Source organism: Stenotrophomonas sp. YJH_SMC_73 (genome assembly GCF_059370155.1).
Window position 1 is genome coordinate 49,890 of sequence record NZ_JCAFTJ010000007.1, and the last position, 21,582, is coordinate 71,471.

Sequence of the window (21,582 nt, forward strand, 5' to 3'; positions counted from 1 at the left end):
GGACCCAAGCAATGCTCGAATTTCCACGCTGGAAGTACGTCGTCATCCTGATCGTACTGGCGCTCAGTGCGCTGTACGCGCTGCCCAACATCTACCAGAAGGACCCGGCCATCCAGATCACCGCCAACCGTGGCGGGCAGATCGACGATGCGCTGCGCGACCGTGTGCTGGCCGACCTGAAGAAGGCCGGGGTCACTGCCATCGGTGCCGAAAAGGAAGGGGAAAGCCTGATCGTCCGTCTGCCGGACCTGAAGTCGCAGTCTGCGGCCAGCGATGCCCTGCGCGACACCGTCGGCGAGAAGTACACGGTGGCCCTGAACCTGGCCTCGACCGTGCCGGACTGGCTGGCCCGGCTGGGCGGTCGCCCGATGGTGCTCGGCCTGGACCTTCAGGGTGGCGTGCACTTCGTGCTGCAGGTCGACCAGAAGGCCGCCCTCGACAAGCGCCTGGATGCCTACACCGAAGACGTGCGCAGCACCCTGCGTGACGCCCGCATCGCCTACCAGTCGGTGGAGCGCCGTGCGGACAACAGCATCGTGGCCAACCTGAGCCCGTCCGCCGGTGACGACGCCGCGCAGCGTGCCCGTGCCGCCCTGGTCAAGGCACAGCCGACGCTCGGCTATGACGTCAGCGGCAACCGCATCACGGTCACCGTGCCGGAGACCGAGATCACGCAGATCGCCAACGGCGCCATCGAGCAGAACATCAACACCCTGCGCAACCGCGTGAACCAGCTCGGCGTGGCCGAGCCGATCATCCAGCGCCAGGGTGCCGACCGTGTGGTCGTGCAGCTGCCGGGCGTGCAGGACACCGCCGAAGCCAAGCGCATGATCGGCGCCACCGCCACCCTGGAGTACCGCGCGGTGGTCGAGGGCAATGCGCAGGACGCCATCAATTCCGGCCGCATCCCGCCGGAAGCGAAGGTCTACCAGCAGCGTGATGGCCGCGGCCCGATCCTGCTGAACAAGCGCGTGATCGTCACCGGTGACCAGATGGTCGGCGCGCAGGCGGTGACCGATTCGAACAGTGGCTCCCCGGCCGTCAGCGTGACGCTGAACAATGTCGGCGGCCAGCGCATGTTCGACTTCACCAGCGCCAACGTGAACAAGCCGATGGCGGTGGTCTACACCGAACGCGTGCCGACCGTGACCGTCGTCGACGGCCAGGAAGTGCGTGGCTTCAAGGTCAACGAGGAAGTGATCTCGGTGGCCAACATCAACGGCGTGTTCGGCAAGAACTTCCAGACCACCGGCCTGCAGAAGAAGGAAGCCGAGGACCTGGCCAAGCTGCTGAAGTCCGGCTCGCTGGCCGCGCCGATGGACTTCGTCGAAGAGCGCGTGGTCGGCCCGAGCCTGGGCGCCGAGAACGTCAAGAACGGCATGCGCGCGGTGGTGTTCGCGTTCCTGTTCACCCTGGTGTTCTTCAGCATCTACTACCGCATGTTCGGTGTGATCACCTCGGCGGCGATGCTGTTCAACCTGCTGATCGTGGTGGCGGTGATGTCGCTGTTCGGCGCCACCATGACCCTGCCGGGCTTCGCCGGCCTGGCGTTGTCGGTGGGCCTGTCGGTGGACGCCAACGTGCTGATCAACGAGCGTATCCGTGAAGAACTGCGCGCCGGCGTGCCGGGCAAGACCGCGATCGTGACCGGTTACGAGCGTGCCTCGGGCACCATCCTCGACGCCAACCTGACCGGCCTGATCGTCGGCGTGGCGCTGTTCGCATTCGGTACCGGTCCGCTGAAGGGCTTCGCGCTGACCATGATCATCGGTATTTTCGCCTCCATGTTCACTGCGATCACCGTGTCGCGTGCGCTGGCGACGCTGATCTACGGCCGTCGCAAGAAGCTCCAGAACGTGGCCATCTGACGGGACGACACGCACAATGAAACTGTTTCCGCTGCACATCCTCCCGAACGACACCAAGATCGACTTCATGCGCTGGCGCCATGTCGCCATGGCAGTCACCATCGTGGTGTTCCTGGCCTCGGTCGCCATCATCGGCATCAAGGGCTTCAACTACGCACTGGACTTCACCGGCGGCACCCTGATCGAAACGCGTTTCGAGAAGGCCGTGGACGTCGAGCAGGTCCGCGCCAAGCTGGAGCAGAACGGCTTCGACGGTGCCCAGGTGCAGAGCGTCGGTGGCAATACCGACCTGCTGATCCGCCTGGCGCCGCACGGCGAGCATGCGCCGGGCACCGGTGATGCCGCTGCCGAGGACAAGGCCACCGCCGCGGCCGTGGTGAAGGTGCTGTCCAGCGCCGACAACCAGGCCACGGTGATGAGTACCGCATTCGTCGGCCCGCAGATCGGCAAGGACCTGGCGAAGAACGGCCTGTACGCCACCATCTTCATGCTGGCCGGCTTCCTGATCTACATCGCGGTGCGCTTCGAATGGAAGTTCGCGGTCACCGCCAGCATCGTGGCGATGTTCGACCTGATCGTGACGGTCGCCTACGTGTCCCTGCTGGGCCGTGAGTTCGACCTGACCGTGCTGGCCGGCCTGCTGTCGGTGATGGGCTTTGCGATCAACGACATCATCGTGGTGTTCGACCGCGTCCGCGAGAACTTCCGCAGCCTGCGCGTGGACTCGATGGAGGTGCTGAACCGTTCGATCAACCAGACGCTGTCGCGTACGGTGATCACCGCGGTGATGTTCTTCCTGTCGGCGCTTGCCCTGTACCTGTACGGTGGTGCGTCGATGGAAGGCCTGGCCGAGACGCACATGATCGGTGCGGTGATCGTGGTGCTGTCCTCGATCCTGGTCGCGGTGCCGATGCTGACGATCGGCTTCCTGCGCGTCAGCAAGCAGGACCTGCTGCCGAAGGCGAAGGACGTCGAGGCCCTGGCCCGTCGCCCATAAGCATCTGCTGCATGCGGCACACAGAGAACCCCGCGCAAGCGGGGTTTTTTGTGTGCAGGGCTTGCAGCCCTGCACCCACGGTAGTGCCGGCCGCTGGCCGGCAACAGCAACAGCAACAGCAACAGAGTGCATTCCGTGGTTGGGCGGGACGGTGTCGGAGTGCGGGGACGCCGCAAGTACGTCCGTGTAGGCTCGGTCGCCGCATCCATGCGGCTGACACCCCGCACTCCGACACCGCCCCGCCTCTGACAGATTCCTGCGGCTGTTGGTAGGTGTCGACCTTGGTCGACACATCTGTCAGATATCGATAATCAAACTGGAATCAGATCTACCGTGTCGACCAAGGTCGACACCCACCAGAGAAGAATGCTGTCCCGACAGGTCGCGGAAATCTGTCGAAGGCGGGGTGGGTCCGGTTGCGGGGGCGTGAGCCGCATGGATGCGGCGACCGAGCTTACATGGACGTACTTGCAGCGCCCCCCGCAACCGGATCCACCCCGCCAACCCACAGGAACCCCGCTTTTGACGCTGCTGTTGAGGTTGCCGGCCAGCGGCCGGCACTACCGCGTGTGCAGGGTGCAACCCTGCAAAGAGAAACCCCACCCTACGCCAGCGTCGGTTGTGCAATCGTCCCCCGCGCACTACGATCCTGCGGTTCGCGCGCGCAGGCGCGCGCCCGTATTCCTGCTGAGCGCCCCGTGCGCCGCATCTGCCAACCCGAGGTATCCATGGTCATCAAACCGCGCGTCCGCGGCTTCATCTGCGTCACCACCCACCCGACCGGCTGCGAGGCCGCGGTCAAGCAGCAGATCGACTACATCCGCGCGCGCCCACCGATCCAGAACGGTCCCAAGCGGGTGCTGGTGATCGGTGCGTCGACCGGCTACGGCCTGGCCGCGCGCATCACCGCTGCCTTTGGCAGTGGCGCCGCCACCCTCGGCATCTTCTTCGAACGGCCGGGCAGCGAGACCAAGCCGGGCACGGCGGGCTGGTACAACTCGGCTGCGTTCCACAAGTACGCCGACGAAGCCGGCCTGTATGCCAAGAGCATCAACGGCGATGCCTTCTCCGATGAAGTGAAGGCGAAGACCATCGAAATGATCAAGGCCGATCTCGGCCAGGTCGACCAGGTTGTCTACAGCCTGGCGGCGCCGCGCCGCAAGCATCCGAAGACCGGCGAGATCATCAGCTCCTCGCTGAAGCCGATCGGCGAGCCGATCACCCTGCGTGGCCTGGATACCGACAAGGAAGTGCTGACCGAGACCCACCTGCAGCCGGCTACCCCGGAAGAGATCGCCGGTACCGTCGCGGTGATGGGCGGCGAAGACTGGCAGATGTGGATCGACGCGCTCGCCGATGCCGGCGTGCTGGCCAACGGCTGCACCACCACCGCCTTCACCTACGTGGGCGAAGAGATCACCCAGGCGATCTACTGGAATGGCTCGATCGGTGCGGCCAAGAAGGACCTGGACACCAAGGTGCTGGGCCTGCGCGAGAAGCTGGCCAAGATCGGTGGCGATGCACGCGTATCGGTGCTGAAGGCGGTGGTGACCCAGGCCAGCTCGGCCATTCCGACCATGCCGCTGTACCTGTCGCTGCTGTTCAAGGTGATGAAGGAAAAGGGCACCCACGAAGGCTGCATCGAACAGCTGGACGTGCTGTATGACATCCTCTACGGCGGCAAGGCCGACGGCGTGGCGATCGATCGCCTGCGCCACGACCTGGTCGATGGCGATGGCCGCACCGTTGCGCTGATCGATGAGGAAGGCCGCCTGCGCGCCGATTACAAGGAAATGGCCGCAGATGTGCAGGGCAGGGTGGTCGCGCTGTGGCCGCAGGTGACCAACGAGAACCTGTACGAGATCAGCGATCTGGCCGGCTACAAGGCCGACTTCCTGCGCCTGTTCGGCTTCGGCGTGGAGGGCGTGGACTACGAGGCCGACGTCAATCCGGACGTGAAGATCGAAAATCTGGTCGACATGACCTGATCAACGAAAAGGCCGGCGAACGCCGGCCTTCTCGTTTGTGTAGAGCCGAGCCATGCTCGGCTGCTCTTCGCTTGAGTCCCGCAGCCGAGCGTGGCTCGGCTCTACAGAGAGGCGTCACCCGAACTCGAAGCCCATCTCCGGCAGCGCCGGGCCGACGAAGTCGCCCTGCACGTAATCCACGCCGGCACTGAACAGCAGCGTCATCGAGTTGGCATCGCTGACGAACTCGGCAATGGTGCGGATACCCGCTTCCTGTGCGCGCGCGGTGATCTGGCTGATGCGGTCGATGTTCTCGCGCGTGGCGGCCAGGTCGCTGGTGAAGCTCCGGTCCAGCTTGAGGAACTGCGGCTGGAAGTGGGCCAGCAGCTGGAATGAATCCAGCCCCGAACCGAACTGCTCCAGGCCGATGCGGCAGCCCAGCGGCGCCACTTCGGCTAGGAACTGCTGCGCACTGCGCAGGTGGGTGAAAACCTTCGCTTCCGGCGCATGCAGCCACAGCCGTTCGCCGGGCACGCCCTGTGCCTGCAGTTCGCGGCGCAGCGTGGCGATCATCTGCGGGTCCTCGAACGATTCCGGCGTCACCTTCACCAGCACCTGGGTGGCGTTGCCTTCGCGTGCCCGCTGGCCGAGCACCGCGATGGCCTGCGAGACCACCCAGCGATTGATGTCGGCCAGCAGGCCGTGTTCCTCGGCGATGCCCAGGAACGCGGTCGGGCTCAGCAGCTCGCCATTGTTCTCCAGGCGCAGGTAGGCCTCGTACAGCTCCAGTGGCTCGCCCTGCAGGTTCAGCACCGGCTGGTAGTGCAGCTGGAAGCCGTCGCCGGACAGCGCCTCGCGGATGCGCGCAACCCAGCGCTGTACGCGTTCTTCCTCGACACGGTCGGCGGCAGCCGGGTCGAAGATGCGGCAGGTGTTGCCCAGTTCGGCGGCGGCCTGGGTGCAGTCGCTGGCGCGCGCCAGCACCTGGCCGATGCTGGCGATCTTCTCGCCCACCTGCACGCCACCGATGCTGACCGTCACCGTGGCCGAGCGTGCGCCGATGCTGAAGACATGTGCGGCATAGGCTTCGCGGATGCGCTCGGCCAGCGCCACGGTCTGCGCGTAGGGCCCGGCCTGCAGCACGGCGAAATTGTGTTCGCCGAAGCGGGCCAGTTGCGCGTCCTCGCCGACCACCTCGGCCAGCAGGGCGGCGAGAGCGCCGATCAGGATGTCGGCCGACGCCAGGCCGATATCCGGCAGCAGGCGCGCGTAGTGGTCAGGCTCGATCAGCAGCAGGCCGAACTGACCCTCGCTGCGCCCGGCCTGGGCCACCGCGCTTTCCAGCTGCAGCATGAAGGTCGGGCGATTGAGCAGGCCGGTGACCTGGTCGCGCTGGCGCAGGTCCTCGACCTCGCGTGCCAGCTCGGGGTCGAACTCCATGCGGCGGCGGAGCACCACCTGCAGGCAGGACTCGCCCTCGTAGGTGGCCGCGGCAAATTCCATCGTCGCCGGGAAGGAACTGCCGTCCTCGTGGCGCGCGTCGAGCTGGTATTGCGGCGGCGGCGCCTCGCCACGGCTGAGGCGCTTGAGCAGCTGTTTGAAGCCCTCCACGTGCTGGGCGGCGACCATGTCCAGCAGCGAAATGCCTTCGATGTCCTCGAAATGCTCGTAGCCGAACATCTCCAGATAGGCGTCGTTGGCGCGGATGTGCATGCCTTCATGCACATAGGCGATGGGGTCGCGCGAGGAGGCGATCAGCGCGTCGCAGCGGCGCTCGGTCTCGCGCATCTGCGCCTCGATCCGGCGCAGGCCGCGACGCGCCTGCAGGTCGACCCACTGGTCGCGGACCACGGCGAGCAGATGCTCGGGGCGCTGGCGCAGGGCGAGGGCGCGGATGCCATGGCTGCTGGCCTGCACCAGTTCGTCCTCGTCGATGCGCTCGGCCAGCAGCACCAGCGGGATGTCCTTGCCGCTGGCGGCGATGTGCTGGGCCGCCAGCTGCAGCGGGATGCCCTGCGAAGGCGAGGCCAGCACCAGGTCGATGGCCTGGCTGGCCAGCACCTGGGCCAGCTCGGCCGCATCCTGCGGGCGCCACGGGCGTACCGCGATGCCGCTGTTGCGCAGGGTGCTGACGATGGCTTCGGCATTCTCGCCGCTGTCATCGACGATCAGCAGGCGGATGGTGATGTCGTTCGCGTTCTGCATGCACTGCTCCCCAATCTGCGAATCTAGATACACGATGCGCGGCGAACCGTCCATGCGCGCACCCCTGGCGCGCGTCGAACGGCGAAGTGGTTCACACCACGCCGCCCGCTGCGTGGCCGCTGGCCCAGGCCCATTGGAAGTTGTAGCCGCCCAGCCAGCCGGTCACGTCCAGCACCTCGCCAACGAAGTGCAGGCCGGGCACGCGCTTGGATTCCATCGTCGAGGATGACACTTCGGCGGTGTCCACGCCGCCCAGGGTGACCTCGGCGGTGCGGTAGCCTTCGGTGCCGCTGGCCACCAGCGGGAATGCGCCCAGCAGCTGCGCGGCCTGGCGCAGCACCGGCTCGTCCAGCTGGCGCACGGGCCGGTCGGGCAGCCAGTGCTCGCACAGGCGTTGCGCCAGCCGCTTCGGCAGTACCTCGCCCAGCACCGTGCGCAGCTCGGCGGCCGGGCGGTCGCGCTTCATCTGGCGCAACCACTCGCCGGCATCCTGGCCCGGCAACAGGTCCAGCTCCAGCGCATCGCCGGGCTGCCAGAACGACGAAATCTGCAGGATGGCCGGGCCGCTCACGCCACGGTGGGTCAGCAGCATGAAGTTCTGGAAACTCTTTCCGTTGCAGCGCGCCTCGATCGGCAGTGCGACGCCGCTGAGGTCGGCCAGCCGCTCCTGGTGCTTGCCGCTGAGGGTCAGCGGCACCAGCCCGGCGCGGGTCGGCAGTACCTGGTGGCCGAACTGGCGGGCCACCTCATAGCCAAAACCGCTGGCCCCCATGCTGGGAATCGACAGGCCACCGGTGGCAACCACCAGCGAGGTGCAATGGAACAGGCCCTGGGTGGTGTGCACGCGGAAACCATCGCTGCCGTGCTCGATGCGCTGCACGCTGCAGTCGGTACGGATCTGTACGCCGGCCGCCTGGCACTCGTCCACCAGCATCTTCACGATCTGCTTGGACGAGATATCGCAGAACAGCTGCCCCAGTTCCTTTTCGTGATAGGCGATGCCGTGCTTGTGCACCAGCTCGATGAAATGCCAGGGCGTGTAGCGGGCCAGCGCCGACTTGCAGAAGTGCGGGTTGGCCGACAGGAAGTTGGCCGGGGTGGTGCCGGTGTTGGTGAAGTTGCAGCGGCCACCGCCGGACATCAGGATCTTCTTGCCGACCTTGTTGGCATGGTCGATCACCTGCACCTGGCGGCCGCGCTGGCCGGCAGTGATCGCGGTCATCAGCCCGGCTGCGCCGGCACCGATGACCACCACATCGCAACGGATGGTGCTCATGCCTTGGCGCGCTTGCGCCAGTCCGGGATCACGTCGAGCTGGATCTGGTCGTTGAGCAGCTGCACTTCGCCGTCCTGGATCAGCACGCTCCAACGCATGGCACGCTGGATCTGCTGGCCCCAGCGCTCGACGAATTCGCCGTCCAGAGCGACCACCGAAAGATTGTCGAAGCGCGCCAGGCCCTTGCCCTGCTTGCTCCACCAGATCTCCGAGGCGTTGCCGCCGTAGTTGACCACCTGCACCTGGCGGCTGCGATTGCTGGCCTTGCGGATGCGCGATTCGTCCGGATGGCCCAGGTCGATCCACTGCAGGATGTCGCCGGTGTAGTCGTGTTCCCACAGATCGGGCTCGTCATCGGTACTCAGGCCGCGGCCGAACTCCAGGCGATCGCCGGCGTTCAGCGCGAAGGCGAGCAGGCGCACCATCAGGCGCTCGTCGGTCTCGGACGGATGCTGGGCCAGGGTCAGGTTGTGGGTCGCGTAGTAGCCGCGATCCATGTCGCTGATCTGCAGTTCGGCCTTGCGGATGGTGGCGGTAAGAGCCATGGGGGATCCGTGGACTAAAGAGGACAATGATAGAGGTTTGCTCCGGGGGTGTCCGTGGCCGGACTGTCTGCGCACCGTCAACGGTGGCACTCTTGCGCTCTTTCCCGTGGCCGGAGTGGACGCCATGAGCTTGCCCTGCCGGTTGCAGCTGCCGCCCGGCCCCTGGGCCACCCTGCTGGATGGCCTGTGTGCACGTTTTCCGCGCATCGCGCGCGCGCAATGGCAGGATCGCTTCGCGCGCGGCCGCGTGCTGGACGCACAGGGCAGGGCGCTCACTGCGGACATGCCCTGGCAGGTCGGGCTGGACATCCAGTACTTCCGCGAGGTGGCCGACGAACCGGTGATCCCCTTCACCGAAACCATCGTCCATCTGGATGCGCACCTGCTGGTGGCCGACAAGCCGCATTTCCTGCCGGTGACACCGGCGGGCGGGCATGTACGCGAGACGCTGCTGGCGCGGCTGGTCGCCCGCACCGGCAATGCCGATCTGGTGCCGCTGCACCGGCTGGATCGGCTGACGGCCGGGTTGGTGCTGTTCTCGACCCAGCGTGCGTCGCGCGATGCTTACCAGCGCCTGTTCCGTGAGCGGCGCATCGAAAAGACCTATGAGGCCTTGGCACCGGCGCTGCCGGGGCGGGAGTTTCCGCTGCAGCGGTACAGCCGCCTGGTGCCGGGCGAGCCGTTCTTCCGCATGGCCGAAGTGCCCGGCGAGGCCAATGCGCGCAGCCGGATCGAGCTGATCGAGGCCGAAGGGCCGATCTGGCGCTACCGGCTGCTGCCGGAAACCGGCCGCAAGCATCAGCTGCGCGTGCACATGGCCATGCTGGGGGCGCCGATCATGGGTGACGACCTGTACCCGCAGCTTCGGCAACGGGCACCGGACGTAGCCGAGGCGCCGCTGCAGCTGCTGGCGCGGGCCCTGGCTTTCGATGACCCGTTGAGTGGTGCACGACGGATGTTCAGCAGCGGCCGCAGCCTGAGCCTTCCGGCTTAGGGCGGCCAGGCGCTCAGCGGGCCGGGCGTCGCGCCAGCCAGCGGTCCAGCTCGGCGGCGAACAGCTGCCGGTCGCGGGGGCCCAGGGGCGGCGGTCCGCCGGTCTGGACCCCGGCGCCGCGCAGTTCCTCCATGAAATTGCGCATCGACAGTCGCTCGGCCATGTTGTTCGGTGTGTACAACTGGCCGCGCGGGTTCAGCGCGACGGCCTGCTTCTCCAGCACCAGCGCGGCCAGCGGGATGTCCTGGGTGACCACCAGGTCCCCCGCGGCGACCCGCTCGACGATGGCGCTGTCGGCCACGTCCAGCCCCTGCGGCACCTGGATCGAGCGCAGCCAGCGCGAGGGCGGGGTGCGGATCCACTGGTTGGCGACCAAGGTCAGTTCGATCCCGACCCGTTCAGCCGCACGGAACAGGATGTCGCGGATGACGGTGGGACAGGCGTCCGCATCCACCCAGATGCGGGGAGAGGCGTGTTCAGCGGGGGTTTCAGCTTCAGTCATTTACCCAGTGTAGGGTAGGAAAAACCTGAATGGGGACTCGGAGTTAGCCGCGAGAGGCTGCCAACCCTTGTCACGCCTAGCGGGTGACGTATTCCCATGAACGTCGGGGCTATCGCTTTTTGCAGAAAACACGCGTATCGTGCGACCCACTGTGTTTGCTAGGGTCACCGTGAATCGTGGCCTGGTGCAGTTGATCTCACGATCCGCTCATCGATCCGCTTTACCAACGCCTGCAACTCAGTCTCGGCCCCGATACCCGGTGGCTGCGATTTTTTTCAACATGTGTTTCAGGAGTTAGTAAAAATGTCTGAACGTCAGACCGGTACCGTCAAGTGGTTCAACGACGCCAAGGGCTTCGGCTTCATCACCCCGGAAAGCGGCCCGGACCTGTTCGTGCACTTCCGCGCGATCCAGGGCACCGGCTTCAAGACCCTGCAGGAAGGCCAGAAGGTTACCTTCATCGCCGTCCAGGGTCAGAAGGGCATGCAGGCTGACCAGGTGCAGGCGGTCTAATCCGTCTGCTACCGTTGGGTAGCCAGAACGCCGGAAGCGAAAGCTTCCGGCGTTTTTTATTGCCCGCCGTTTTTTTGTAGAGTCGAGCCATGCTGGACTGCGCCCAAAGACAGTCGAGCATGGCTCAACTCTACAAAGGACATGCAGCCGGCGCGGTACGATGCGCGTCTCCCCAAGGGATCACCCCCATGCGCATCGTCCACCACCTGGAAAACTCCCGTTCGCTGCGCGTGCTGTGGATGCTGGAGGAGCTGGGATTGGACTACGAACTGCGCCGCTATCCGCGCGATCCGAAGACGCTGCTGGCGCCGCCGGAACTGCGCAACGTGCATCCGCTCGGCAAGTCGCCGGTACTGCAGGATGGTGAGCTGGTACTGGCCGAGTCCGGCGCGATCCTCGACTACCTCGCTGACCGTTACGACACGCAACGCCAGCTGTCGCCGTCACCAATGCCGGCCGACGGGGCCGAACGCATCGCTTACCGCTACTGGCTGCACTACGCCGAAGGCTCGGCGATGCCACCGTTGCTGCTGACCCTGGTGATGGGCCGCATACGCAACGCGCCAATGCCGTTCTTCGCGCGCCCGATCGCACGCAGCATTGCCGACAAGGCCGAGCGCGGCTTCATCGGCCCGCAGCGGCGCCTGCACCTGGACTGGATGGAGCGCCGCCTGGCCGAAAGCCCGTGGTTTGCCGGCGAGCGTTTCAGTGCGGCCGACATCCAGATGAGCTTCCCGATCCAGGCCGCTGCCGCGCGCGGTGGTGGCCTGGACGACAAACCGGCACTGCGTGGCTTCCTCAAGCGTATCGGTGAACGCCCGGCCTACCAGCGTGCCGAGGCCCACGGCGGCCACCTGCAGGCGCTCGGCGGCAATTGAGGAGGGCGGCCGTCGCCCTCATCTCCAGCACCATGGATACCGACACTCCCCGTTTCGACAACCGCCTGCTGCACACCCTGCCGGGCGACCCCGAATCCGGCCCGCGCAGGCGCGAAGTGCTGGGCGCCGCCTGGTCGCCCGTGATGCCGACCCCGGTGACGGCGCCCACGCTGTTGGCCTGGGCGCCGGACGTCGCCGAAATGCTTGGCTTCGATACCGCTGAAGTCGAAAGCGAAGGTTTCGCGCAGGTATTCGGCGGCAATGCGCTGTACGCCGGCATGCAACCGTGGGCAGCCAACTACGGTGGCCATCAGTTTGGCCACTGGGCCGGCCAGCTCGGCGACGGGCGTGCGATTTCGCTGGGTGAGCTGGTTGCGCCGGATGGCCAGCACTGGGAGCTGCAGTTGAAGGGGGCCGGGCCAACGCCGTACTCGCGGGGGGCCGATGGACGGGCAGTGCTGCGCTCATCGATCCGCGAATTCCTGTGCAGCGAGGCGATGCATCACCTTGGCGTGCCGACTACGCGCGCGTTGTCACTGGTCGGCACCGGTGAGGACGTGGTGCGCGACATGTTCTATGACGGCCATCCGCGTGCCGAGCCAGGCGCCATCGTATGCCGGGTCTCGCCGTCGTTCCTGCGCTTCGGTTCGTTCGAACTGCCGGCCTCGCGCGGTGAAACCGCCCTGCTGCAGCAGCTGGTGGATGCCTGCATCGCCCGCGACTTCCCCGCACTGCAAGGGCAGGGCGAGGCGCTGTACGGCGACTGGTTCGCGCAGATCGCCGTGCGCACCGCCGAGATGATCGCGCACTGGATGCGTGTCGGCTTCGTGCACGGCGTGATGAACACCGACAACCTGTCCGTGCTCGGTGTGACGCTGGATTACGGCCCCTATGGCTGGGTCGAGGACTTCGATCCGGACTGGACGCCGAACACCACCGACGCCCAGGGACGCCGCTACCGCTTCGGCACCCAGCCGCAGGTGGCGTACTGGAACCTGAGCCGATTGGCGCAGGCGCTGTCGCCGCTGTTCGCCGATGTCGCACCGCTGCAGGCAGGCCTGGCGGCTTACCAGTCCACGTTCGTGGCCTGCACGCGTCGCGATGCTGCAGCGAAGCTGGGGCTGGCTGCTGCCGACGATGATGACCTGCAGCTCTACCAGCGCTGGCAACAGCTGATGCAGGAGGGCGCAATGGACATGACCCTGGCTTGGCGCGCACTGATGCGCATCGACCCGGCGGCAGCAGATGCGACGGTTCTGGACGCGGTGTACTACGACGAGGCGCGGCGACAGGCAGTGCAGGCACCGCTGCGGCACTGGCTGCAGGACTACGCAGCGCGCCTGCGCCGCGATCCGCTGGCGGCCAGCGAACGCCAGGCGAAGATGGCAGCGGCCAACCCGCTGTACGTGCTGCGCAACTGGCTGGCCCAGGAAGCGATCGACCGCGCAGAGCAGGGGGATCTCGGCGGCGTCCATGCACTGCAGGACGTGCTGCGCGACCCGTACACCGAGCGTGCCGGCCTGGAACACTTCGCTGGCAAGCGCCCGGCGTGGGCCGACAATCGCGCCGGTTGCTCGATGCTGTCCTGCAGTTCCTGAGGGTGGGTTTCGGCAGGGCTGAGCCCTGCACCTGCAGAGGCCAGATCAACAGCCAGAGCAAAAGCGGATTCCGTGGTTTGGCGGGGCGGTGTCGGAGTGCGGGGACGCTGCAAGTACGTCCCTGTAAGCTTGGCAGCCGCATCCATGCGGCTGACACCCCGCACTCCGACACCGCCCCACCTCCGACAGATTCCCGCGGCTGTGGGTAGGTGTCGACCTTGGTCGACACATCTGTCAGATATCGAATGAAATTCCGGGGTCAGATCCGTTTTCCTTCGTAAAACGGATCTGACCCCATGAGCAATTCCGACAGGTCGCAGGAAACTGTCGAAGGCAGGGTGGGTCCGGTGGCGGGGGCGTGAACGCCATGGATGGCGCGACCGAGCCTACGCGGACGTATCTACGGCGTCCCCCGCAACCGGGCCCGCCCCGCCATCCCCCGGGATGCAGGCTGTTGCCGTTGCTGTTGAGGTTGCCGGCCAGCGGCCGGCACTACCGCAGGTGCCGGGCGCAGCCCGGCCGGACACCACCAGCAGGCAGGCGGCGCCCGGAACAGGTACCCTATGCCGCCATCAGATAGCCAATGTGACATGACCGACGCCATCGTCGCTCCGCAGTGGGCCTCCCGCCTGCGCGACATCGCCGACTTCCCCAAGCCCGGCATCCTGTTCAAGGACATCATGCCGCTGCTCGCCCATGGCGAGGATTTCCGCGGCGCGATCACCGCGATGGCCGACCGTTGGCGCGACCAGAAGCTGGACGCAGTGGTCGGCATCGAATCGCGTGGGTTCATCCTCGGTGCCGCGATGGCGCTGGAGCTGGGCGTCGGCTTCGTGCCGGTGCGCAAGCCGGGCAAGCTGCCGGGCCAGGTCCTGCGCGAGGAATACACGCTGGAATACCGCAGCGACTGCATCGAAGTGCATGCCGATGCGCTGCCGGCCGGCGCCCGCGTGGTGATCATCGACGACGTGCTGGCCACCGGCGGCACGCTGGTCGCTGCGCTGTCGCTGGTGCGCCGCCTGGGCGTTGAAGTGGTCGGCGCCGGTGTACTGGTCGAGCTGGACGGCCTCGGTGGCCGTGCGCGCTGGGAAACGGACCTGCCGCTGCACACCGAACTGGTGTTCTGATCGAAGGGCAGGTGCCAACCAGGGTTGGCATCTACCAGAGCGAATGGCCGGGAGCCGGTAGTTGCCAACCTTGGTTGGCAGCACTTTTCGCGACGGGTGCCATGGACGGGCCAACCAAGGTTGGCCGCTACCAGGCCAGATCGTTACCAACCGTGGTTGGCAACGCTGCTTCAATCACATCATCCGCACGCGGAAACGACGGCCCTTGATCTTGCCGGCTTCCAGCTTGGCCACGGCCTTGTTGGCCTGCTCACGCGCGATCGCCACATAGGAGCGGGTCGGGAAGATCGCGATCTTGCCGATGAACTTGCTCGACAGGCCGGCATCACCGGTCAGCGCACCGAGGATGTCGCCCGGGCGCAGCTTGTCGGTCTTGCCACCGTCGATGCGCAGCGTGCGCATCGCGGCCTGCGGCAGTTCGGCCGGGCGCGAGGTTGCCAGCGGCGTCTTCTGCCAGTCCAGCGGCTGCCCCATCTGCGCTTCGATGGCGTCGGCGCGGGTCTTCTCGCGGCCGGCCACCAGGCTGATCGCCAGGCCGCTGGCACCGGCGCGCCCGGTACGGCCCACGCGGTGCTGGTAGCTCTCCACGTCGGTCGGCAGTTCGTAGTTGATCACCGCCGCCAGCTCTTCCACGTCCAGGCCGCGCGCGGCGACGTCGCTGGCGACCAGCACGTTGCAGCTGCGGTTGGCCAGCAGCAACAGCACTTCCTCGCGGTCGCGCTGTTCCATGTCGCCATGCAGGGCCAGTGCGGAGAAGCCGAACTGCTGCAGCGAGTTGGCCACTTCGTCAACATCCTTGCGGGTGTTGCAGAACACGACCGCCGATTCCGGCGTGTACTTCAGCAGCAGGCCGGCCAGCGCCTTCTGGCGATGCGCCGGTTCCACCTCGCAGAACAGGTGGCGGATGGCCGGTGCCTGGTCGGCGCCTTCCACGGTCACTTCCACCGCGTCGCGCAGCAGGTCACGCGCCATGGCGCGGATGCTGTCGGGGAAGGTGGCGGAGAACAGCAGGCTCTGGCGGTCCCTATGGGTGCGGCCGGCGATCTCGCGGATCGGCTCCTCGAAGCCCATGTCGAGCATGCGGTCGGCCTCGTCCAGCACCAGCGTGCGCACCGCGCCCAGGTTCAGCGCGCGCTTGCGTGCCAGCTCCTGCACGCGGCCGGGCGTGCCGACCACCACATGCGGATCGTGGCCTTCAAGCGAGGCCAGCTGCGGGCCCAGCGGCACGCCGCCCACCAGCAGCAACAGCTTCAGGTTGGGGATGCCGGTGGCCAGCTTGCGGATCTGCTTGCCGACCTGGTCGGCCAGTTCGCGGGTCGGGCACAGCACCAGCGCCTGCACGCGGATCAGGCTGGGGTCGATGGCCTGCAGCAGGCCCAGGCCGAAGGCGGCGGTCTTGCCGCTGCCGGTGGGTGCCTGTGCGATCACATCACGGCCATCGAGGATGGCCGGCAGGCTCTGCGCCTGCACGGGGGTGAGGGTGGTGTAGCCGAGGGCATCCAGGCCGGGCTGCAGGGCCGGGCTCAGCGGCAGGGTCGAGAAGTCAGTCATGGCGCATTGTACCTGCCTGCGCGGCCGGTCCCGCCTGATCGGATGGGGTCGGATCCCTTTCCGCAGGAAAGGGCTCCGACCCCATCGGAGTCGTCATCCACGCAGGGCGTGAATACACCCGGGGGGCATCCACGCATGGCGTGGATCTACGGGTGGGTGCCGACCTGGGTCGGCACGCTCCTGCTCAGCCAAGCACCGCCAGTACACCCTGATGGATCGCCAGGCCACCGAACAGCAGCCAGGCGAACAGGATCAGCGCCAGCAGCAGCGGCTTCAGCCCGGCCTGGCGCAGCGCCGAGACGTGGGTGGTCAGGCCCAGCGCGGCCATCGCCATCGCCAGCAGCACGGTATCCAGCTGCACCAGCCCCGCCTGCAGGCCCGCCGGCAGCAGATGCAGCGAGTTGAACCCGGCCACCGCCACGAACCCAAAAGCGAACCACGGCACCACGATGCGCGCCTTTTTGCCGTCGGCGCTGGCCTTGCCGCCACGCGCCAGCCACAGCGACAGCGCGACCAGGAACGGCGCCAGCAGCATCACCCGCACCATCTTGGTGATCACCGCCGTGTCGGCCGCTGCTTCGTTGACCGCGCGGCCTGCCGCCACCACCTGTGCCACTTCATGCACCGTCGCACCGGTGAACAGGCCGTACTGCCGCGCGTCCATTGCCAGCCAGCCGTGCGACTGCACCAGTGCATACAACGCCGGGTAAAGGAACATCGCCAGCGTGCCGAACACCACCACCGTAGAGACCGCGACGGTGACCTGCGCAGCGCGGCCGCGCACCACCGGCTCGGCGGCCATCACCGCCGCCGCGCCGCAGATCGCGCTGCCGGCGCCGATCAGCATCGCCGCTTCGCGCTCCATCTTGAACACGCGCATGCCCAGCCAGCAGGCCAGCCCGAAGGTGCTGGCGACCACCAGCACGTCCATCAGCACGCCGGCCACGCCGACGTGGCCGATGTCCTGGAAGGTCAGGCGCAGGCCGTACAGCACGATGCCGGCGCGCAACAGCCAGTGCTTGGAGAAGCCGACACCGGCCGCGCTGCTCGGCGCCAGCCGCGGGTAAAGGGTGTTGCCGACCACGATGCCGGCGACGATGGCCACGGTCAGCGCGCTCAGGCCATGCGCCTGGAGCCAGGGAAGCTGGGCCAGGTACAGCGACGCCGCCGCGATCAGGCCCACCAGCAGCAGGCCGGGCAGGCGAGGCTGCCAGCGTTGGCGCAGGGCGGGCAGGGACCAGGAGGAGAGAGCGGTGGCGTTCATGGCGCGACAGGACTGGAGTGATGGGCCAAGCGTGCGCCTGTGTCACTGACCTGTAAAACGAATAATATGGGTGAAATCTACCTATAAAGCGGGTACATTCCATGCGCCTGACCTTGCGCCAGCTGCAGGTCTTCGTCGCCATCGCCGACCATGGCACCACCACTGCCGCCGGCCAGGCCGTCGCGCTCTCGCAGTCGGCCAGCAGCGCCGCCCTGCAGGAGCTGGAGGCGCACTTCGGCACCCCGCTGTTCGACCGCATCGGCCGCCGCCTGGCCCTGAACGGGCACGGCCGCGCGCTGCTGGAGCCGGCGCGCACCTTGCTGGTCAACGCCGCCGATCTGGAGCGGCAGCTGGCCGCCGGCGGCGACCCGTCGCAGGGCGCACCGCTACGGCTGGTGCTGGCCGCCAGTACCACCATCGGCAACTACCTGCTGCCGCCACGCATCGCCGAACTGCTGCGGCAGGCGCCGCAGGCCGAGGTCGATCTGCGCATCGACAACAGTGCCGGCGTGGTCGCCGCGGTACAGCGCCTGGACGTCGACGCCGGCCTGATCGAAGGCCCGTGCCATGAGCGTGGCCTGCAGGTGACCGCGTGGCAGCAGGACCCACTGGTGATCGTGGCTGCCGCCGATGCCCGCGCACGCTGGTCGCTGGATGAACTGCGCCGCGCACGCTGGCTGCTGCGTGAGCCTGGCTCCGGCACCCGCGAAGCCGTGGAACAGGCCCTGCTGCCGCACCTGCGTGGCTTCGCGCAGACCCTGCAGCTGGGCAATACCGAAGCGATCAAGCAGGCCGCCATCGCCGGCCTCGGCCTGGCCTGCCTGTCGCGCCACGCGCTGGAAGAGCCGCTGGCCCTGGGCCGCCTGCGCGTGCTCGAGACTCCGCTGCCGGCCCTGCAGCGCACCCTGTGGCTGGTGCGCCACCCCGGCAAGCAATGGCTGCCGGGGTTGCAGGCGTTGCTGGGGGAGGTGGGGTAGCCATCAGATTTCCAGTCGACTCCATCCATCGACCCTTCTTGTAGCGCTCATCCACGCATGGCGTGGATCTACCGTGTCGACCAAGGTCGACACCCACCAGAGCAGAATGTAGTTCCGACAGATTGCAGGAATCTGTCGAAGGCGGGATGGGTCCGGTGGCGGGGGTGTCCGCGGCATGGATGCCGCGGCCAAGCCCCCAGGGACGGGTTTACGGCGTCCCCCGCGACCGGACCCATCCCGCCATCCCACAGGAAACCAGCTTTTGACGTTGCCGTTGAGGTTGCCGGCCAGCGGCCGGCACTACCGCGGGTGCCGGGTGCAACCCGGCCGACGCCCCCAACCCGTACAATATCCGGATGCCTCTGATTACTCTGCAGAACGTCGACTTCAGCGTCGGCGGCCCGTTGTTGCTGGAAAAGGCCGAACTGTCGATCGAGCCGGGCGAACGCATCGCCCTGATCGGCCGCAACGGCGCCGGCAAATCCACCCTGCTCAAGCTGCTGTCGGGCGACCACAAGCCCGATGACGGCGAAGTCCGCGTGCAGCAGGGCGTGCGCGTCACCCGCCTGGAGCAGGAAGTGCCACACGGCGCCGCCGGCTCGGTGTTCGACGTCGTTGCCGATGGTCTCGGTGAACTGGGCCAGTGGCTGGCCGAGTTCCACCATCTCAGCCATGCCGAGGTCTTCGATGGTGAAGCCCTCGGCAATGTGCAGGCCAAGATCGACGCCGCCAACGGCTGGGGCCTGGACCAGCGCGTCAGCGAAACGCTGACCAAGCTCGACCTGGACGGCGATGCCGAATTCGGCCGCCTGTCCGGCGGCATGAAGCGCCGCGTGCTGCTGGCCCGTGCACTGGTCTCCAGCCCGGACGTGCTGCTGCTGGACGAACCGACCAACCACCTGGACATCGAAGCCATCGACTGGCTCGAAGCGTTCCTGAAGGGCTGGAGCGGCAGCGTGGTGTTCGTCACCCATGACCGCCGCTTCCTGCGTGCGCTGGCCACCCGCATCGTCGAGATCGACCGCGGCCAGGTGACCAGCTGGCCGGGCGACTGGGCCAACTACGAGCGCCGCCGCGAGGAACGCCTCAACGCGCAGGCGCAGGAAAATGCCCGCTTCGACAAGCTGCTGGCGCAGGAAGAAGTCTGGATCCGCCAGGGCATCAAGGCCCGTCGTACCCGCGACGAGGGCCGCGTGCGCCGCCTCAAGGCGATGCGCACCGAACGCTCGCAGCGCCGCGACCTCAGCGGTAACGTCAAGATGGAAGCCGCGCAGGGCGTCAGCTCCGGCAAGAAGGTCATCGACGTCAAGGACATTTCGTTCGCCTTCGGCGAGCGCACCATGGTCCGCGATTTCACCACCACCATCCTGCGTGGCGACCGCATCGGCCTGATCGGCCCCAACGGCAGCGGCAAGACCACGCTGCTGAAGCTGCTGCTGGGCGAACTGCAGCCGGCCAAGGGCGAGGTCAATGCGGGCACCAACCTGCAGATCGCCTATTTCGACCAGTACCGCGCGGTGCTGCGCGAAGACTGGAGCGCGATCGAGAACGTGGCCGAAGGCCGCGATTTCCTCGAGTTCAACGGCAAGCGCAAGCACGTGCATGCCTACCTGCAGGACTTCATGTTCACCCCCGAGCGCGCGCGTGCGCCGATCACCCGCCTGTCCGGTGGCGAGCGCAACCGCCTGCTGCTGGCCAAGCTGTTCGCGCAGCCGTCCAACCTGCTGGTGATGGACGAACCGACCAACGACCTCGACGTGGAAACCCTGGAGCTGCTGGAAGAGCTGCTGGGCGAGTACACCGGTACGCTGCTGCTGGTCAGCCACGACCGTGACTTCATCGACAACGTGGTGACCTCCACGCTGGTGATGGAAGGCGACGGCGTGATCGGCGAGTACGTCGGTGGCTACAGCGACTGGCAGCGCTATGCGGCCAGCGTGGCTGCGCCTGCCGCGGCCCCGGCTGCCAAGCCGGCGACTGCTGCACCGGCCGCTGCTGCGGCCGCGACTCCCGCAGCCCCCAAGCGCAAGCTGGCGTACAAGGAAGCGCGCGAGCTGGAGCAGCTGCCAAAGACCATCGAGAAGCTGGAAGGCGATGTCGAAGGGCTGACCTCGGCGATGAACGACCCATCGTTCTACACCCGCAGCAGTGCTGAAGTGACGGCGCACACCCAGCAGCTGGCCAAGGTGCAGGCCGAACTGGATGCCGCTTACGCGCGCTGGGAAGAGCTGGAAGGCTGAGCGTTGACCGGCGCCACGATCGCGCCGATTGATGTAGAGCCGAGCCCACGCTCGGCTCAGCAGATCCACGCCATGCGTGGATATCCGGAATCTGTGCGGACCAACGGTCCGCACCTACCAAGCGACGGTCCGCACCGACCGGGGGGGCGGCCGTCATTTGACCCCGTGCAGATCCCGCAGCTGGCTCGGCCGGCTGCCGAAGTACGCCGCCAGATCGGCGATGTCCTGATCACTCAGGTCCTTCGCCTGCGGCGTCATCAGCGCATGCTGGCGGTCACCGGCGCGGTAGGCCTGCAGCGCGTGCGCCAGGTAGTCACCGTACTGCCCACCCAGCTTCGGGTAGGTCGGATCGATCGGCGCATTGCCGTCGGCCCCATGGCAGTCGATGCAGCTCTGGTTGGTGGCCTTGCCCTTCACCTTGGCGCGGGCTTCACCGGCGGCCTCGCGGCCAGCGGGCAGGCCGGCGGAGGACGATGAACCGTGCTCGCCGCTGGCATGGCCCGGGTCGGCGGCCGATTTTTCGCTGTTTTCCACCTGCGACTGTGAGCAGGCGGCCAGCAGCAGGGCAACGGACAGGGCGATGGCGTGACGCATCGGATGCGCGGCTTTCGACATGGGCGGGCCTTACTTGACGGTGGACAGGTAAACAGAGAGATCGGCGATCTCCTGTTCGCTGAAACTCATCGACTGCGCCTGCATCGTCGGATGCCGGCGCTTGCCCTGGCGGTACTCGGTCAGGGCCTGGGCCAGATACTGCTGGGTCTGGCCGCCGATCTTCGGCACCCGGTAACTGGGGTAGGCGTTCTTGTAGCCGGTGATCCCGTGGCAGCCCTGGCAGGTGTAGGCCAGGACGCGGCCATTGTCGAAGTTGCCGGTGGGTGCGGCGGGCGCTGGCGCAACGGCGGGAGCCGGGGCCGGGGCGGGTGCGGCAGGAGCAGGAGCGGGCTGTGCGGCGGCCCCAAGGGGCAGGAGGACGGCCAGAGCGAGACAAGCGGCGAGCGGCTGCGGGCGCATGGTGTCGTTTCCGGGGATTCGGGTCTGGTCGTTCCGGCGTGGGGTACGGAACGACCCGAGTATAGC

General features: G+C 67.1%; 18 protein-coding genes. 10 read left to right on the forward strand and 8 right to left on the reverse strand.

Annotated elements, in window-relative coordinates:
- Nucleotides 1-11: 11 nt before the first annotated feature.
- The 3 genes from secD (at nt 12) to fabV (ending at nt 4,853) form a co-directional block, all read left to right on the forward strand.
- Complete coding sequence (gene secD, locus AC5P8R_RS12770; protein ID WP_014646827.1) at nt 12-1,868, forward strand: protein translocase subunit SecD; 1,857 nt, start codon at nt 12-14, stop codon at nt 1,866-1,868.
- Nucleotides 1,869-1,884: 16 nt separating this feature from the next.
- On the forward strand, nt 1,885-2,865 hold the full coding sequence (gene secF / locus AC5P8R_RS12775; protein WP_014646828.1) for a protein translocase subunit SecF: 981 nt from the start codon (nt 1,885-1,887) through the stop codon (nt 2,863-2,865).
- Nucleotides 2,866-3,593: 728 nt separating this feature from the next.
- A complete protein-coding gene (gene fabV, locus AC5P8R_RS12780; RefSeq protein WP_041863324.1) occupies nt 3,594-4,853 on the forward strand; it encodes an enoyl-ACP reductase FabV in 1,260 nt (419 codons plus the stop codon).
- A 114-nt stretch (nt 4,854-4,967) separates the two neighbouring features.
- Here the strand turns inward: fabV and AC5P8R_RS12785 are convergent, their stop codons facing one another.
- The 3 genes from AC5P8R_RS12785 to AC5P8R_RS12795 all read right to left on the reverse strand — a co-directional run bounded on the left by AC5P8R_RS12785 (nt 4,968) and on the right by AC5P8R_RS12795 (nt 8,858).
- Entirely contained in the window at nt 4,968-7,037 is a 2,070-nt protein-coding gene (locus AC5P8R_RS12785) for an EAL domain-containing response regulator (protein ID WP_495223494.1), read from the reverse strand.
- Between the two features lie 91 nt (nt 7,038-7,128).
- Nucleotides 7,129-8,313, reverse strand: a complete 1,185-nt coding sequence (locus AC5P8R_RS12790) for a BaiN/RdsA family NAD(P)/FAD-dependent oxidoreductase (protein ID WP_495223495.1) — start codon at nt 8,311-8,313, stop codon at nt 7,129-7,131.
- A complete protein-coding gene (locus tag AC5P8R_RS12795; protein ID WP_014646832.1) occupies nt 8,310-8,858 on the reverse strand; it encodes a YaeQ family protein in 549 nt (182 codons plus the stop codon). Before AC5P8R_RS12795 ends, AC5P8R_RS12790 begins: the two co-directional genes overlap by 4 nt.
- A 124-nt stretch (nt 8,859-8,982) precedes the next feature.
- On the opposite strand from AC5P8R_RS12795, the gene AC5P8R_RS12800 reads away from it, so the two are divergent.
- Nucleotides 8,983-9,852 (forward strand): pseudouridine synthase, encoded by an 870-nt coding sequence (locus AC5P8R_RS12800; RefSeq protein WP_169410866.1) that lies wholly within the window; start codon nt 8,983-8,985, stop codon nt 9,850-9,852.
- Between the two features lie 13 nt (nt 9,853-9,865).
- On the opposite strand, the gene AC5P8R_RS12805 is transcribed toward AC5P8R_RS12800, so the two are convergent.
- Complete coding sequence (locus tag AC5P8R_RS12805) at nt 9,866-10,354, reverse strand: YaiI/YqxD family protein (RefSeq protein WP_014646834.1); 489 nt, start codon at nt 10,352-10,354, stop codon at nt 9,866-9,868.
- Nucleotides 10,355-10,657: 303 nt separating this feature from the next.
- On the opposite strand from AC5P8R_RS12805, the gene AC5P8R_RS12810 reads away from it, so the two are divergent.
- The 4 genes from AC5P8R_RS12810 (at nt 10,658) to AC5P8R_RS12825 (ending at nt 14,470) form a co-directional block, all read left to right on the forward strand.
- Nucleotides 10,658-10,867 (forward strand): cold-shock protein, encoded by a 210-nt coding sequence (locus AC5P8R_RS12810; RefSeq protein WP_005416210.1) that lies wholly within the window; start codon nt 10,658-10,660, stop codon nt 10,865-10,867.
- Nucleotides 10,868-11,055: 188 nt separating this feature from the next.
- Nucleotides 11,056-11,745: a glutathione S-transferase family protein gene (locus AC5P8R_RS12815; RefSeq protein WP_014646835.1), complete on the forward strand. Its 690-nt coding sequence runs from the start codon at nt 11,056-11,058 to the stop codon at nt 11,743-11,745.
- Nucleotides 11,746-11,777: 32 nt separating this feature from the next.
- Nucleotides 11,778-13,343 (forward strand): protein adenylyltransferase SelO, encoded by a 1,566-nt coding sequence (locus AC5P8R_RS12820; RefSeq protein ID WP_014646836.1) that lies wholly within the window; start codon nt 11,778-11,780, stop codon nt 13,341-13,343.
- 590 nt (nt 13,344-13,933) lie between these two features.
- On the forward strand, nt 13,934-14,470 hold the full coding sequence (locus AC5P8R_RS12825) for an adenine phosphoribosyltransferase (protein WP_014646837.1): 537 nt from the start codon (nt 13,934-13,936) through the stop codon (nt 14,468-14,470).
- A gap of 174 nt (nt 14,471-14,644) precedes the next feature.
- Here AC5P8R_RS12825 and dbpA read toward each other — a convergent pair whose 3' ends face one another.
- Nucleotides 14,645-16,021: an ATP-dependent RNA helicase DbpA gene (dbpA, locus tag AC5P8R_RS12830; protein ID WP_014646838.1), complete on the reverse strand. Its 1,377-nt coding sequence runs from the start codon at nt 16,019-16,021 to the stop codon at nt 14,645-14,647.
- A 184-nt stretch (nt 16,022-16,205) separates the two neighbouring features.
- Nucleotides 16,206-17,285 carry a YeiH family protein gene (locus tag AC5P8R_RS12835; RefSeq protein ID WP_495223496.1) on the reverse strand — a complete coding sequence of 360 codons (1,080 nt, stop codon included), beginning with the start codon at nt 17,283-17,285 and terminating at the stop codon, nt 16,206-16,208.
- Between the two features lie 101 nt (nt 17,286-17,386).
- On the opposite strand from AC5P8R_RS12835, the gene AC5P8R_RS12840 reads away from it, so the two are divergent.
- Together AC5P8R_RS12840 and AC5P8R_RS12845 are read left to right on the forward strand one after the other, a co-directional pair.
- Nucleotides 17,387-18,262 (forward strand): LysR substrate-binding domain-containing protein, encoded by an 876-nt coding sequence (locus tag AC5P8R_RS12840; RefSeq protein WP_014646840.1) that lies wholly within the window; start codon nt 17,387-17,389, stop codon nt 18,260-18,262.
- A gap of 356 nt (nt 18,263-18,618) precedes the next feature.
- Nucleotides 18,619-20,502: an ATP-binding cassette domain-containing protein gene (locus AC5P8R_RS12845; RefSeq protein WP_014646841.1), complete on the forward strand. Its 1,884-nt coding sequence runs from the start codon at nt 18,619-18,621 to the stop codon at nt 20,500-20,502.
- Between the two features lie 153 nt (nt 20,503-20,655).
- On the opposite strand, the gene AC5P8R_RS12850 is transcribed toward AC5P8R_RS12845, so the two are convergent.
- Both AC5P8R_RS12850 and AC5P8R_RS12855 read right to left on the reverse strand, forming a co-directional pair.
- Nucleotides 20,656-21,117 carry a c-type cytochrome gene (locus tag AC5P8R_RS12850; protein WP_005416218.1) on the reverse strand — a complete coding sequence of 154 codons (462 nt, stop codon included), beginning with the start codon at nt 21,115-21,117 and terminating at the stop codon, nt 20,656-20,658.
- A 9-nt stretch (nt 21,118-21,126) separates the two neighbouring features.
- Entirely contained in the window at nt 21,127-21,516 is a 390-nt protein-coding gene (locus AC5P8R_RS12855) for a c-type cytochrome (protein ID WP_075076756.1), read from the reverse strand.
- Between the last annotated feature and the right edge of the window lie 66 nt (nt 21,517-21,582).